The 14,397-nt window shown below is 68.8% G+C and carries 17 protein-coding genes; 15 read left to right on the top strand and 2 right to left on the bottom strand.

Annotated features, from left to right (window positions below; genetic code table 11):
* Window positions 1-107 precede the first annotated feature (107 nt).
* From OO70_RS11255 to OO70_RS11195, 13 genes are all read left to right on the top strand, one after another.
* Window positions 108-467: a hypothetical protein gene (locus OO70_RS11255; protein WP_043667606.1), complete on the top strand. Its 360-nt coding sequence runs from the start codon at window positions 108-110 to the stop codon at window positions 465-467.
* Window positions 460-882: a minor capsid protein gene (locus OO70_RS11250; protein WP_043667602.1), complete on the top strand. Its 423-nt coding sequence runs from the start codon at window positions 460-462 to the stop codon at window positions 880-882. The genes OO70_RS11255 and OO70_RS11250 overlap by 8 nt, the downstream gene beginning before the upstream one ends.
* A 12-nt stretch (window positions 883-894) precedes the next feature.
* Window positions 895-1,410, top strand: a complete 516-nt coding sequence (locus OO70_RS11245) for a phage tail tube protein (RefSeq protein ID WP_051741071.1) — start codon at window positions 895-897, stop codon at window positions 1,408-1,410.
* Entirely contained in the window at window positions 1,407-1,886 is a 480-nt protein-coding gene (locus OO70_RS11240; protein ID WP_043667600.1) for a hypothetical protein, read from the top strand. Before OO70_RS11245 ends, OO70_RS11240 begins: the two co-directional genes overlap by 4 nt.
* Window positions 1,887-2,116: 230 nt before the next feature.
* Complete coding sequence (locus tag OO70_RS11235) at window positions 2,117-4,534, top strand: phage tail tape measure protein (protein ID WP_043667598.1); 2,418 nt, start codon at window positions 2,117-2,119, stop codon at window positions 4,532-4,534.
* A gap of 6 nt (window positions 4,535-4,540) precedes the next feature.
* Window positions 4,541-5,422 carry a phage distal tail protein gene (locus OO70_RS11230; protein WP_043667596.1) on the top strand — a complete coding sequence of 294 codons (882 nt, stop codon included), beginning with the start codon at window positions 4,541-4,543 and terminating at the stop codon, window positions 5,420-5,422.
* 13 nt (window positions 5,423-5,435) lie between these two features.
* On the top strand, window positions 5,436-6,482 hold the full coding sequence (locus tag OO70_RS51190; RefSeq protein WP_051741069.1) for a hypothetical protein: 1,047 nt from the start codon (window positions 5,436-5,438) through the stop codon (window positions 6,480-6,482).
* A gap of 402 nt (window positions 6,483-6,884) precedes the next feature.
* Entirely contained in the window at window positions 6,885-7,946 is a 1,062-nt protein-coding gene (locus OO70_RS11220) for a hypothetical protein (RefSeq protein WP_234336819.1), read from the top strand.
* A gap of 3 nt (window positions 7,947-7,949) precedes the next feature.
* Window positions 7,950-8,762: a hypothetical protein gene (locus OO70_RS51185; protein WP_051741066.1), complete on the top strand. Its 813-nt coding sequence runs from the start codon at window positions 7,950-7,952 to the stop codon at window positions 8,760-8,762.
* Window position 8,763: 1 nt separating this feature from the next.
* A complete protein-coding gene (locus OO70_RS11210) occupies window positions 8,764-10,311 on the top strand; it encodes a hypothetical protein (protein ID WP_043667593.1) in 1,548 nt (515 codons plus the stop codon).
* A 71-nt stretch (window positions 10,312-10,382) separates the two neighbouring features.
* Window positions 10,383-11,297 carry a glycoside hydrolase family 25 protein gene (locus OO70_RS11205; RefSeq protein ID WP_043667592.1) on the top strand — a complete coding sequence of 305 codons (915 nt, stop codon included), beginning with the start codon at window positions 10,383-10,385 and terminating at the stop codon, window positions 11,295-11,297.
* 69 nt (window positions 11,298-11,366) lie between these two features.
* Entirely contained in the window at window positions 11,367-11,603 is a 237-nt protein-coding gene (locus OO70_RS11200; protein WP_043667591.1) for a hypothetical protein, read from the top strand.
* Window positions 11,600-11,860, top strand: coding sequence for a hypothetical protein (locus OO70_RS11195; protein ID WP_043667590.1), 261 nt, complete (start codon window positions 11,600-11,602; stop codon window positions 11,858-11,860). The genes OO70_RS11200 and OO70_RS11195 overlap by 4 nt, the downstream gene beginning before the upstream one ends.
* Window positions 11,861-12,055: 195 nt before the next feature.
* Here OO70_RS11195 and OO70_RS11190 read toward each other — a convergent pair whose 3' ends face one another.
* Both OO70_RS11190 and OO70_RS11185 read right to left on the bottom strand, forming a co-directional pair.
* Window positions 12,056-12,277, bottom strand: coding sequence for a DUF397 domain-containing protein (locus tag OO70_RS11190; RefSeq protein ID WP_043667588.1), 222 nt, complete (start codon window positions 12,275-12,277; stop codon window positions 12,056-12,058).
* Window positions 12,274-13,137 (bottom strand): DUF5753 domain-containing protein, encoded by an 864-nt coding sequence (locus OO70_RS11185; RefSeq protein ID WP_043667585.1) that lies wholly within the window; start codon window positions 13,135-13,137, stop codon window positions 12,274-12,276. The genes OO70_RS11190 and OO70_RS11185 overlap by 4 nt, the downstream gene beginning before the upstream one ends.
* A 243-nt stretch (window positions 13,138-13,380) precedes the next feature.
* On the opposite strand from OO70_RS11185, the gene OO70_RS52285 reads away from it, so the two are divergent.
* Together OO70_RS52285 and OO70_RS11180 are read left to right on the top strand one after the other, a co-directional pair.
* A complete protein-coding gene (locus tag OO70_RS52285; protein ID WP_078651349.1) occupies window positions 13,381-13,824 on the top strand; it encodes an ATP-binding protein in 444 nt (147 codons plus the stop codon).
* Window positions 13,821-14,285: a hypothetical protein gene (locus OO70_RS11180; protein WP_043667835.1), complete on the top strand. Its 465-nt coding sequence runs from the start codon at window positions 13,821-13,823 to the stop codon at window positions 14,283-14,285. The genes OO70_RS52285 and OO70_RS11180 overlap by 4 nt, the downstream gene beginning before the upstream one ends.
* The last annotated feature ends 112 nt before the right edge of the window (window positions 14,286-14,397 follow it).

The raw sequence follows: 14,397 nt of genomic DNA, 5'->3' as shown, positions 1-14,397 counted from the left end.
GATCGCAGTCGGACGTATACGTGCGAGAAATGGGCAGGCGCCACAGATCCTACAGGTCTCGCAGGTCTCACATGGAATAACAGGACGTATTCGGAGGTGAGTTGCGAATGAGCCGCCGCCCCCGCTCCCGCATCCGGTGGAATGGCGACCAGGTCCTCGGCCGAGCTCGGGCCGGCGCCGTGCGCGGACTGCTGCTCGGCGCCGAGCACCTGCTCGCCGAGTCCCGCAAAGAGGTACCGATCGCCGAGGGCACCCTCGAACGCTCCGGCGCGGCCACCGTCGACGAGCAGGACCTCGTCGCCGGCGTCACCTACGACACCCCGTACGCCGCGCGCGTGCACGAGGACCTCACGGCCCGGCACTCCCCCGGTCGGAAGGCGAAGTTCCTTGAGGACCCGGCCAACCGCGAGGCCGCGGTCATCGGCGAGTTGATCGCCGCGCAGGTCCGGCGAGCGCTGCGTGGCTGATCTCCTCGACGGCATCGCCCGCTACCTCGACGACCTCGACCTGTTCACCTACGACCCCACCGGCACGACCGGCGACACCTTCATCGAGACCCTGCCACCCGAGCCGGCCGAGGCGGTCGCGGTGTGGCTGTACGGCGCCGGCGAGCAGGACTCGCGCAACGGCTACGACGTCCGCTCGCTGCAAGTGCGCGTGCGCGGCACCGCCGACCCGCGGGTTTCCCGGCGCCGCGCCGAGGCCCTGTACGGCGCCCTGCACGGACTCGCCGGCCTCGAACTGCCTGACGGCACATGGCTGGTGCTCGCCGTCGCGCAGCAGACTCCCGCGCCCCTCGGCACGGATGCCTCGGGCCGGCACGAGCACACGGTGAATTTCCGGCTCGACGTGGCCAACCCCACCCCTCACCGACCCGAATAGGAGGGATCACCCTTGGCCGCGACCAGTAGGCCGATTGATGCCCGCGGGTGGCTGTTCGAGGTCCTCGACGCCACCGCAACTACCGAGACATGGCTGCCGATTGCCGGCCTGACCTCGTTCACGCACAACCCCGGCGAGAACGAAGAGACGGCCGAGACCGTCGCGTTCGACAGCGACGGGTATTTCGAGCAGGACGTCATGCAGCGGGGCGCGACCCTGGCAATTGAGGGGCAGTACCGCATCGACAAGTCCACCGGCAATCAGGACCCCGGGCAGGCGTACGTCGACACCGTATGGGCGTACCGGCTCGGCATCGAGTCGCGCAACGCTGTGCGGTGGCGCCACAAGTCGCAGACGGCATGGGTCCTTTGGGATTCCACCGTCACCCCGGGCGAGCAGGGCGGCGAAACCAACGACAAGACGAGTTGGTCGGCGACGATCACGAGGTGCGGGGCGCCCACCGCGGCCCCGGTCGCCGGCGCAACCACGCTCGCCGCCGCGGCGAGCAAGTCGGGGGGTGACGCGTGACCGAGACGCCAGAGACCCCCGAGCAGCCGCTCGTCGAGACCGCCGACTTTGACGCGTTCTTCGCCGAGCAGATCCCCGACCGGCCGCGCGCCGCGCTCACTCTGTACGGGCGCGAGCACGTGCTGCCCGACTCCCTGCCGCTGCTGTTCACCCTCCAAATGGAGCGCGTACAGCACAGCTCGGACCCCGAGGACGTCCGCCGGATGCTCGCCACCCTGTTCGGCGAGGGCACCCTCGACGAGTGGGCCGAGCACGGTATGACCGACCGGCAGCTCGGCGTCGTGCTGATCTGGTCGGCCGCCAACATCCGTAACCCCGGCGCCGTTTCCATGCAGCGCGCGGCCGAGCTCTACGACCAGGGCGAGGCCGGCAGGGCGGGAAAAGCCCCGGCCAACCGGGCGGAGCGCAGGGCGAGCCCGAAGAACCCGAAGAAGAGGAAGGGCAAGACGCAGGCGCGTTCTGGCGCGCGGTCCTGACCCACTGGAACGCCCTTGAGGCCGACCTCTCCCGCGAGTACCACCTCACCGCCGAGCAGCTCGCCGCCCTCTCCACCCGCCGGTTTCTCGCACTCGTCGCCGGCCTGTCGGCCGAGGCTCGGTTCACCCGCGCGTGGTCGCGCACACCGCGCGAGGTCACCACCCCCGCAGAGATCGCCGCCATCACCGGTCTGCCTGCCGGTTAGAGCACCGCCGGGGGGTGATCGCCTGTGCCGCTCACCGTCGCCGAGCTGCTCGCCACCCTCGAATTCGACGACGCCCCCGGCGAGGCCGGCCTCGCCCGGATGCAGGCGAACGTCGTCGCCGCCGCGGAGCAGATCACCGCCGAGGCCGCACGTGCCGGCGAGGCCGCCGGGCAGCAGCTCGGCGACGGCGTCGCCGACGGAGCCGAGGACGGAGCGCAGGAAGCCGGCGGCCGACTCCGGGACACGCTCACCTCGTTCGGGTGGGCCGCGGTCGGTGCCGGCCTCGGCGCCGCGGTCGTCGCCGGTATCGGCGAGGCCATGGAGCAGCAGAAGGACAACAGCCTTCTTGCTGCCCAGCTCGGCGCGAGCCCCGATCAGGCAAAGCGGCTCGGCAAGGCCGCGGGCAACCTCTACAGCCAGGGGTACACAGACTCGGTCGCCGACGCCAACGAGGCGTTGAAAGCACTGTGGCAGCAGGGTCTCGTACCCGCGGACGCCACACAGAAAGAGCTCGAAAAGGTAGGCGGGCGCCTCTCTCAGGTCGCACAGATCATGGGCGAGGAAGTCGGCCCCACCTCGGCCGCGGTCGGCCAGATGCTCAAAACGGGAATGGCCGCGAACGCCGAGGAAGCGTTCGACATTCTCGTCAAGGGAACACAGAACGGCGCGAACAAAGCCGAGGACCTGCTCGACGTCTTCGGCGAATACGGAACACAATTCCGCGACCTGGGGGTCGACGGAAAGCAAGCGATGGGCCTCATTCAGCAGGGGCTCAACGCAGGCGCACGCGACGCCGATATCGTCGCCGACGCCTTCAAAGAACTGAATATCAGGGTCAAGGACGGCAGCGCGGCCGAGGGGCTCAAGTCCCTTGGGCTGAACGCCGATCAGATGGCCGCCGCGTTCACCAAGGGTGGACCGGCCGCAAATGCTGCGCTCGATCAGATCATGGACCGCCTACGGGCGGTAAAGGACCCGACCGAGCGTTCACGCCTGGCCGTTCAATTGCTGGGCAGTCAGGCCGAGGACCTCGCCGGCGCGCTGTTCGCGCTCGATCCGTCCTCGGCCGTTGACGCACTCGGCAAGGTCGACGGCGCCGCCAAGCGGGCCGGCGACACGATGCGCGACAACGCCTCGACCAAGGTCACGGCGTTCACGCGCTCCCTGCAACAGGGCTTCGTAACCGTCCTCGGCACGTACGTGATCCCTGCTCTGACGGCGGGGGCCGACTACCTCGACGACTTCGGAGCCGCGTTCCTGTCGGCCGCCGGGTTCGTCGCCGACAACAGCACCGCCTTTGGCATCGCAGCCGGCGTCGTCACGCTGGTCATGCTGCCCGCGCTGGTCACCCTGGCAGCGCAGGCGTACACCACCGCAACCGCGACGGTCACGAGCTGGGCGACGCAGACCGCCGCCGGCGTCACCGCCGCGGCACGGTTCGTAGCCACAAACGCGACGATCCTCGCCGGCTGGATCGCCCAGGGAGCGGCTGCGGCCGGTACTGCGCTGCGAGTGGTCGCCGGTTGGGTGCTGATGGGCACTCAGTCGCTCATTCAGGCCGGCCGGATGGCTGCGGCCTGGCTGATCGCCATGGGTCCCGTAGCGCTCGTGATCGCCGCTGTAATCGGCCTCGTCGCTCTGGTCATCGCCAATTGGGACACCATCAAGCAGGCCACGCTCGCCGCCTGGAATTGGGTGTGGGAAAAGATCAAGTGGGTTGGCGAAAAGCTCGTCGAGCTTTTCCTCAACTTCACTTTGGTCGGCCTCATTATCAAGCATTGGCAGTCAATCAAGGACGGGACCGTACGCGTCTGGAATGCCACGGTCGAGTTCGTAAAGAGCCTGCCACAGAAGCTCGTCAGCTTCTTTCTTAACTTCACCTTGGTCGGACTGGTCATCAAGCATTGGCAGTCAATCAAGGATGGAACGAAGACAAAGGCGGGCGAGATGCTCGCCTTTGTGCGCGGACTGCCCCGCACGATCGCCGGATACTTCGGCAATTTCGGATCGATGCTCACGGAAAAGGGCCGCGATCTGATCCGAGGTTTGTATAACGGCGTCAAGAGCATGGGATCTTGGCTCAAGAGCCAGCTAATCTCTTTCGCCAAGAATATGATTCCGGGACCCATCGCAAAAGCACTCGGAATCTCAAGCCCGTCACGTGTCATGGCGCGTGATATTGGCCGTTGGATTCCCGCCGGTCTGGTCAAGGGAATTCAAGGTGGCGCCGGAGCAGTAGAGCGGACCATGCGGAACCTGGTTGCCGCACCCGCTGTTCCCTCCCTCACCCCCGCCTACGCGGGAACGGGCACGTACGGCTCGCCGTTCGCCGCCACCGCGGCGGGGGCGACGGTGCACGTCGAGCACTGGCACGCAGCCGAGAACGGCACCCCCGACGACAACGCCCGCGCGCTCGCGTGGCTGGCCAAGGCGAGGGGGTGATCGTCCGTGGCCGCTGGTGATCAGGTGACCCGACCGGGGCACGTGCAGTACGGCGAGCTGCTGCTCGGCCCCGGCACTCCCTACGGGTGGCGTTCCATCGGAGGGTGGGAAGACCTTCCCGCCCTCGACTCCGGCACCGTGGCGCGGTCCGACGCGCACGGCGCGTTCCCCGGCCGGCTGCTCGCCCAAGCCCGAACGATCACCCTCGACGGCCTGCTCGTCCGCGCCCCCCGCGCCACGATCGGCGCGGTAGTCGCCGCCCTCAACGCCGGCACGGTGCCGGTCGAGGACGAGCGTCCGCTCGTCGTGTGGCTCGACGAACGCGGGCCCCTGCTCGCCTACGCGCGCGCCACCCGGCGGGCAGTCCCCGCCGGTCTCGGGTACCGCCTCGGCACCATCACGGGCGGGGCGATCGAGTGGCAGGCGACCGACCCGCGCCGGTACGAATTCGCCGAGCGCACCGCGTCGGCGACGCTGCCCATGTCCGAGGCCGGCCTGTCGTGGCCGTTGTCGTGGCCGCTCCCGTTCGGCACCCCGGGCAGTACCGGCGCCCTGTCGGCGGTGAACGTCGGCGACTGCGAGACACACCCCGCGGTGGAGTTCCGGGGCCCGGTGACTCGCCCGTCGTTGACGAACCTCGCGACCGGCGACGCGATCGAGTACGACATGCCGCTCGCCGCCGGCGACGTGCTCACCGTCGACACCCTCGCCGGGACGGTCATCCTCAACAGCACCGCGAGCCGGCTCTACACCGCGACCTCGCGCTCGGTGCCCGAGCAGACGTTCACGCTCGCGCCCGGCATCTCATCCTTGATCTTCCGCGCCGCGCCCGGCAGCAACGACCCGACGGCGTCGGCGACCGTGCGCTACCGCTCGGCCTATTGGTAAGGAGAACCCCACCGTGACCGTGCGTTCCGCATGGCTGCTGCCGCTCACGCAGACTCGCGAGGACACCCGCCTAACGCCGGTCGGCACCTACGCGCCCGAGTCGGAGATTCGCACTCGCGACGGTGTAATCGCCGGCGGGAACCCGTTCGCCGCCGCGGGCGCAGGCGCGATGTCCCTACAGATCGGCGTCGGCCGAGCCCTGGTGCAAGGCACCGACGCTCAGGGCGCCTACCCGGTAGCGGTCGATGAGCCTGTGGTCGTCCCGGTTGGTGAAGGTGACGCACAGTTCGCCCGTATCGATTCCGTCGCCGTGCGCGTGTATGACCAACTGTTCGACCAGGCAGGCCAGAACCTCGCCACGGTCGAGATCATCCGCGGCACGGCGTCGGCGACTCCGATCGCGCCGAGTATGCCCCCGGCCTGTTTGCGCCTGTGGGACGTGACCGTCCCCGCCGGCGCCTCGGCCGGCGTGGGCGGTATCGACTGGTCGTCTGCCCTCGGCGACCGGCGCCGCTTCACCTCTGCCTACGGCGGGATCATCCCGCGTGGGTACGGCCTTGCCTTCAACGGCGCGTACGACGGCCAGTACCGCGACAACGGCGCCGGCCTCGAACGCTGGGACGCCACGGCCGGCGCGTGGGAGGCGTACCCGCCGACCCCGACCCGGCCCATCAGTACGAAGCAGGTCACGGCCGCGCCGCTCACCACGACCGGCGCGTTCGTCGACTTCACCGCGGCCGCCTGGCCCCGGATCACGTTCACTGTGCCCCCGTCCGGAACCGTGTTCGTCACGGTCGGCGGGCAGGTGAGCAACCGCTCGACCGCGGCCTCGACAGCGTGGATGACGTGGCGGGCGACCGGCGCCTACACCGAGGCACACGGGGCGTTGAACGGCTTGTCGGCACAGGCAGGTCGTGTGATCGGCTCGCGGCGCGTCTACCGCGACGGTCTCACCCCCGGCGGACAGATCACGCTCATCCCCGGGTGGAACATCAGCAGCAACGGCGGCACAGACGTCTTCGTGCAGGACGGACAGTTGACGGTGGAGTTCGTGCCGTAGTCGCTATTGTCCGCCGCCCGCCATCGCACGGTACAGAGCCACCAGGGCGGCACACACGCCCACAGTGCCTCCAAACGCAACTCCAGCACTCCGCAGTACATCGGGCCAGCTCTGTCCGGTCGAGCGCGCTGCCCACGCTGAGACCACCCCGACCAGGGCGGAAAAGACCACTACAAGACCAACAGCCAGTAAGCGCAACGCCCGCGCATTTTCCATCCTCAGCACTCCACCGTTCTCTGTTCCCCCGTTGTCGCGAACCTAGTAGGTCGACAACCTCGCGTCGCAATCGCTCACTTACAGCTATCGTGCACGGTTCCCCCGGCCCTACACGCGTTTTTCGAACACGTATTCAACGAGGGGGGTGAACCATTGCCACCCCCGTACCGTTTGCTTTTCTGTGATTTGCGTACCGACCAGTTGCTCGACGCATTGCCCGTACAGGGCGTCGCCCTCGACGACTACATAGGCAAGACAGGGCGGTTGACCGGCACCGTGCCGATTCCCAACCGCGCCATTGCCGAGCGGGCTCGGCGGGCGATCGTGCCCGGACGCACGGCCGTGTGGGTCGAGCGTGGGCGTGACATCTGGTGGGGCGGCATCCTGTGGACGCTCGCCCTCGCCTCGGATGCCCGCGGGTTCCTCGGCGCGCAGATTCAGGCCGGCGGGTGGGAGTCATACCTGTACCGCCGGCTGTTGTTCGACACCCAAGTCGCCGAGCAGGTCGACCAACTCGACATTGCCCGCGGCCTGGTCAACTACGTGCAGAACACCCCCGGCGGGAACATCGGGGTCACGTACGGCACCGCCGTGTCCGGCGTGCTGCGCGACCGCACGTACCTGCGCTATGACCTCCCGACGGTCGGCGACCTGCTCGACGACCTCGCCGCTGTCGAGGACGGGTTCGAGTGGCGCATCGCGTCGTTCCGCGACGCCGACGGCCGCCGGGTGAAGCAGCTTCAGCTCGGCCACCCGATCATCCGCGCGGGCGCCACCGAGATCGTGCTCGACCACCCCGGCCCGGTCCTGTCCTACACATGGCCGGTCGACGCCACGGCCAAGGCGAACGCGTGGCAGTCCCGCGGCGCCAGCGTCAACAGCAACCAGGCGCAGGACAGTTACCCGCTCACCTCGCCCGTGCTGGTCGACGACGCCGATATCGCCGCCGGCTGGCCGCGCCTCGACGGCTCCAGCGACTACACAACCGTTGAAGAGCAGACCACCCTTGACGCGCACGCCCGCGCCGACCAGGCCGCCGCCCGGAATCCCGTGCAGATACCCGAGGTCGAGGTGTTGCTCAGCGGGAACATCACGCCGGCCCTGCTCGGCGCCACGGTGCGGCTCCGCATCCGCGACCTGTGGCATCCCGACACCCTCGACGCCCGGTACCGCGTCGTCGGCCTGTCCATCACCCCACCCGAGCGAGGCCGCCCCGAGACGGCCCGCCTGTACCTGGAGGTCCCCTAAACAGTGCCGTACGTCCCGCAAGACGTCCTCGACCGGATCGCCGCCCTTGAACGCGAGGTACGGCAGTTGCGGGGGCGGGCGCAGATGCGACCCGCCCTCAATCAGGTGTTGAACGGCGATGTGGTGATCGGCGAGGGCGGGCGCCTGTTCGTCCGCGACCCCGACGGCACGCCCGTGTTCGAGACAGGCCAGTCACCCACCGTCGGCGACTACTTCACCGCGATGCGCCGCGACACCGGCGACATCGCGTTCGCCATCGGCGCCAACAGCTACCCGGACGACGACGCCCCTCGACAGATGGTCCGCATCTGGGACCGGAACCGGAACGTCGTCGTGATGGATGACTACTACTCCGACGAGTTCCTCGGCCGGCCGTGGATACCGGTTCAACTGCACCCCACCGAACGGCAGTCGTACACCGGCACCACGTACGAACCGGCATGGGTCGGGACCACCGCCGCCCATAACGCCGTCCTGTACCTGAACCTGACCACCTACGCCAACACCGGCGGGGCGCAAGTTCGGGTTGTCCTCACGCACGACGGCGTCGAGACCCAACTCGACCAGTGGGATTGCGCGGCCGGCGCATGGACCGGCCGCACCATCGAGCACCCGCTCGACGGTCTGCAATTCCTCTCGTACTTCACGCTGCGGATCGACCACCGCGCCAAGTCGGCGAGCCAGAACTGCGAAACCCGCCTCTACAGCGCCTACACCCGCAACACCTTCACCGAGGACGAGGCGCCCGACGTACCGGTAACGGCCGTCGCCAACGCAGCGACCGCCGCCCCCGCCGTGTCTGCCGAGGGGGTGTGATGTGCTGCCCGAGGGCATCCCCACCGTCCGCGTAACCGGACGCTTCCTGTTCCCCGACGGCCGACCCCTGTCCGGTCAAGTCGTCTTCCGCGCACCGAACTTGCTCACGTTCGCCGAGTACGACGTAATCCTCGGCGGGCCCGTCACGGTCCCGCTCGACGCCACGGGCGCGTTCGAGGTCGAGCTACCGGCCACCGACGCCCCCGGCATGAACCCGAGCGGCTGGTCGTACTCGGTCGCCGAGCAGCTCGCCGGCGTCGCGGTGAATCGCGTCTATCAGGTCCTCTTGCCCGGCGAGGCACCCGAGGTCGACCTCGCCGACATCGCGCCGACCGACCCCTCGACGCCCAACTACGTTGCCGTACGCGGCGACAGCGCGTACGAGGTCGCCGTCGAGAACGGGTTCGTGGGCACCGCCGCCCAGTGGCTCGCCTCCCTGATCGGCCCGACCGGAGCCCGAGGCGCCACCGGCGCGACAGGTGCCACCGGCGCGACCGGCGCGACCGGCGCGCAGGGAGTACAAGGAACGCAGGGTGCGACCGGAGCACCGGGCGTCGTCCAGTCCGTCAACGGCATGTCGGCCGCCGCGATCACCCTCACGGCCGCCACCGTGGGAGCGATAGCCACCAGCGCCGCCGGCGCAGCGAACGGCGTCGCGCAGCTCGACGCGTCCGGGAAGGTACCCGCCGCGCAGCTTCCCGCGAGCAGCGCCGCGGGCGTGCTGTCCGTCAACAGCATCACGCCGGACGCCTCCGGGAACGTCGCCCTCACCGCCGCCACCGTGGGCGCCGTCGCGACCGCCGCGGTAGGCGCAGCGTCCGGCGTCGCAGCCCTGGGCACCGACGGCATCCTCGCCAGTGCGCAGCGCCCCACCTACACCGCTGCGCAGGTGGGCGCCCTCGCCACCACTGCGCGGGGCGCGGCATCCGGCGTCGCACCGCTCGACGCCAGCAGCGACGTACCCCTCGCCAATATCCCCCCGGCCGCGATCCCGAACGTGTTCATCCCGTCCGACCTCGGCTTTCAGGCGTGGACGTTCGACCCGGCCCTCACGGACGCAACCGCCCAGTACTGCCAGATCGGTTACGTCTACCTGATGGGGATCGCGCTGCGCGCGGCGGCGACCCTGTCGAAAATCTGCTTCTACACCGCCGGCAACGGCGCCACGCAGCCGAATACGCAGTCGTTCGCCGGGCTCTACAACGCAGCGGGAACGCGCGTTGCCCTCACGACCAGTCTCAACAACTGGTTCACGACGAACGAGGGCGCGACCGTCGAGTGCGGCCTGTCCGCGAACTACTCGGCCGCGGCCGGCCTGTATTGGGTCGCCCTGCTCATCAACGGGCCGACGGCCTCGACCAACGGCCCCGGTTTCGCCCGCGGCGCCGCCGCCGGCACGAATCCGTCCGGGCAGGCCCGCGCGTCCACGGTGACGTTCATCCGGCACGGCCGGCTGTCGACCACCGCGCTTACCGCGCTCCCTACTTCTTTCACGCCGTCGAGCGCCATCGTGCCCGACGCGAACGCCATTTGGGCCGCCGTCTACTAGGCCGCCCCGTTCACCCCGCACGCCCGAGCGCACCGCGCCGGGCGTTTTTTCATGCCCAGGAGGCACCCCGTATGACCAGCACCTCGCGCGGCCTCGACGTGTCCGCGTACCAGTCCGCACAGAACTGGACCGCGCTCAAGGCCGACGGCCTCACCTTCGCGTTCGCCAAGGCGAGCGAGGGAGAGAAGAGCCGCGACGCCCGGTTCGCGACACACATCAAGGGCATCAAGGGCGCCGGCCTGGTCGCCGGCGCGTATCACTTCGCGTGGCCGAACCAGTCTGCGGCGAAGGAGGCCGCGAACTACATCGCCGCCGTGAAGCCGTACGCCGGCGCCGGGTTCCTGCACTGGCTCGACCTTGAGCGCTACAGCGACGGCCGCAACTACCGCGGGCGCTCGGCCGCGCAGATCAAGGCGTACGCCTCGGCGTGGATTGCCGCGGTGAAGAAGGCGTTCCCAGGGCAGGTCGTCGGCGTCTACACGTCGGCCTCGGACATCGCCGCCGGGCACGTCCCGTCGGGCGTTCCCCTGTGGTACCCCGCTTACCCGTGGGGTGCCGCAACCTACGCCCGAGCAGAGGCTGCTACTCGGCCCAAGCCGTCCAACCGCACTGTGACGTTCTGGCAGTTCACGTCGACCCCCCTCGACCGGAACATCGCCTACATGTCCCCCTCCGCGCTGCGCGAGTGGGCGAAGGGCGACACCGGCAACGACGACGAGCCGTCGTACACCCCGCCGAAGTTCCCGACCGGCCTCGCCCCGGGCAAGGCCAAGCCGTCGGCCGTCACGCTTCAGCGCGCGCTCAAGGCCGCCGGCTACATGGCCAAGTCCGTTGCCGAGTCGCCGAATTACGGACCCAAGACTCAGGCCGGCGTCGTCAAGTTCCACAACGCCCACCCGACCTACCGCGCCAAGGGCAAGACATCCGACCCAGCCATCGGCCCGAAGGGTTGGGCCGCCCTGTTCCGCCTCGCCTACGACAAGTAGCCACCCCTCGCCCGCCCCGACACCGCGCCGGGCCCCTGTACCCGCACTCTCAGAAACGAGGAACCCCTCATGAACCCCGCCACCAAGCGCACCGTCCGCACCGTCATTCAGGGCGTCGTCATGTTCGCCGTCGCCCTCCCTGCCGTCGTCAGCGCGTCCGGCATCCCCGAGTCCCTGCCGTGGGTCGCCGGCGCCCTCGCCGTCGCCGCCGGCCTCGCCCGCGTCATGGCCCTGCCCTCCGTCGAGCAGCTACTCGACCGCGTCGGCCTCGGCCTCGTCGACGACGACCAGGGCGGTAGCGCGTGACCCTGCCGACCCCGCCCGAGCAGTCCGTCGCCGTCGAGCTGGAAAAGCTACGCGGCACCATGGCCGAGGGATTCGCCCGGGTCGACGGTTCCCTCGCCCTGCTCGTCCAGCGCGGCGACCAGACCGACCGACAGCTCACCGACCTCGACCAGCGCCTCGACGCCCTCGAACGCGCGCGGTGGCCCCTGCCGTCCCTCGCCGCCCTGGTCGCCGTTCTCGGCCTCGCCGTGTCCCTGTGGCAACTCGCCCACCGGTGAGAATCGCCACCCGTATCCGCGCCACCCTCGAACCTTAGGCACCAGCCACACGCCCCCATACGGCCACGAACGGCCGTATGGGGGCGTTGTGTTGTTTCCCGCGCCGCCTGTTCGCCGTAGGCTCACGCCAGCCCGCACGCAGACGGCCCGCCCCCGAATCGCGCGGGGGCGGGCCGTCGCTCCTGGTACGACTCCCTACTCAAGACCGCCGAACCGGCCCGAGGCCGCAGCAGTGACGAAGGTAGTCATCTGCTCGCGGGTGAGCAGCAGTGCAGGCCCGTGCGGGTTCTTGCTGTCCCGAACGGCGATCGTCTCGTCGTCGACTATTCCGCACTCGACACAGTCAGACTGTGCCGCAGACGCCGAAGACTTCCACCACGTCACTGGCAGAGTCGAAGCGTCGCCAACATGGCTCATGTGCTCTTCCTTATCTCGGTGATCAGTTCCGCCGATGTCTCGACCGACTCAGCGGCAGACGTGAGGCGTTGCCACGCATCGCGGTGTGTGGCGACCTTGTCGCGGTCCTCGATGTAGAGGGCCGACGTCAGCGACTCGGCGTGGACGACGTCGAGGTCAGGGTGTGGACCAAACCCCAAGATGGTGAACGTTCCCGTCAGTCCGACGTGCAATGGTGCGTCCGACCGCAGTACCTGAATGTTGACGTTCGGACGCTTCCCCATGGAGAGCAGTCGTCCCAACTGCTCATGCATCAGGCTCGCGTCGTCGGAGGTCGAACGTAGGGCCTGCTCCGCGATGATCGCCCACAGTGCGAGCGGTTCCTCGCGCGTGAGCACGGCCTGCCGTGCGAGGCGTACCTCGACCAGCGCATCGACCCGGGCCTCGATCGCTTCAGACATCGCCGTCGCGCGGATGATCTCGCGCGCGTACTCGGCGGTCTGGAGAAGGCCAGGAATCAGGCCCAGTTGCCACGTCGAGACTGATTCGGCCTCGGCCTCAAGGCTGATCAGGTCCTCGTACACCGGCGTGAGGACGCCCCGGTACGAGTGCCACCAACCGCGCTGTCCGCCCTCTTTGGTGAGCTTGACCAGGGCCGCGCGCAGTTCGTCGCTGACCTCGCGGTCAAGCCGTACGTACAGGTCGAGCAGGTCCTCGACATCCTTTGCCTTGGCCGCGCTCTTGGCCGTTTCCATCCGTGACAGCTTCGAGGAGATGAACGCCCCCTCGGAGCTGTCCGCGACCTCATCGAGGGTGAGGTCGCCGCGCAGGGCGCGCAATTTCGCACCGAGTCGCCGCCGGCGCACTGTTGGCGCACTCACGGTTCCCCCCTCCTGTTCAGTGTCTGGTCCATCAGTCTGCCGTGCCCCCTCATCGCCTGTCACCTGCCGACTTGCCATCCCGCCCCCTCCTCCTGGCGTCATATGCAATTTTCTACACGAGTATGCGTTCTCTTGCGATGCACATGGTTGGAGGAGCACTCTGTGGGAGAGAAATGCGATTCCGCCCACACGCGTGGGACGAAATGCCATGCTCGTGTTGGGACTTGCCCGTGAGGGGACACCATGACTGAACGACGGCGGGAAGCGATCCCCGCCACCCATGCAGCCCAAGTCGGCCCACCACCAGTTCTGTTACTGAAGGGCGAAGCCAAGTCAGCAAAATTTGCACGTGACTTCGTACGTCAATACGTCAAGCACAACTTTCCGGACGCGTCCGAGGACCACGTCGAGACGGTCGTCTTGGTGGCCTGCGAGCTGGTCACCAACTCGATTCGATACGGCACCCGGCCTGGCGACTCTCTACGTATCGAACTAGACACCGACGACACCCGAACACGCGTCGAGGTACACGACCCTGTACGACGGCGCCCCCACCCCCGCCCAGCATCTGACCGACGCGACCGCGGGAGAGGCTTGATCATCCTCGACGCCCTATGCCCCGGCAGTTGGGGCGTCCGCGACCGCCCGTTCGGAAAGTTCGTGTGGGCGGAGGTGAAGGCATCGTGACTGCGCCCGAAGCGAAGGCGCCACCCGGCCCCGGGTTCGTCGCCGGTATCCGCCTGGCGACCGGCGTGCATCAGCAGTTCCTGTTCCCCGTCGCCCAACTGCTCGCTTACCACGCGCCGCCGCGCCTCGACAACGAGAGCGTCAACAGCATCAGCGAGGGCATGCGGGCGTTCGCCGAAGCGCTGTACCTCGGCCCACACGACGGCCCCCCGCCGCACATCGGGCACCGCATCCGCATACGGCAGGGCACGCCGTGGCTCGATTACGGCGACGGCGAGAAACGGCTCGGCCTGCCTGCCGCGCGGTCGTGGGTGAACGTGGTCGAGGTCGGGGGACCGGTCCGAATCCTGGTCCTGTTCGCCCCCCTCGCCGCCGGCGCCGGCCAAACAGCAATCGCCGAACACGTACGCGTTTGCCACGCGCGAGGCGCGATGCGCTGGGGCACGACCTACCACGCGTGAGCAGCCCAAACGCAGAAGGACGGGCCGCCCCGAGGTGGATTGGACCCCGGGTCGACCCGCTGAGGTTCGAGCGTAACGGGTCACAGGTTCCGCCCCACCTACTCAGGAACTG

Source organism: Streptomyces xylophagus, assembly GCF_000716435.1.
Taxonomy (GTDB): Bacteria; Actinomycetota; Actinomycetes; order Streptomycetales; family Streptomycetaceae; genus Streptomyces; species Streptomyces xylophagus.
This window is presented reverse-complemented; position numbering and strand designations above follow the sequence as displayed.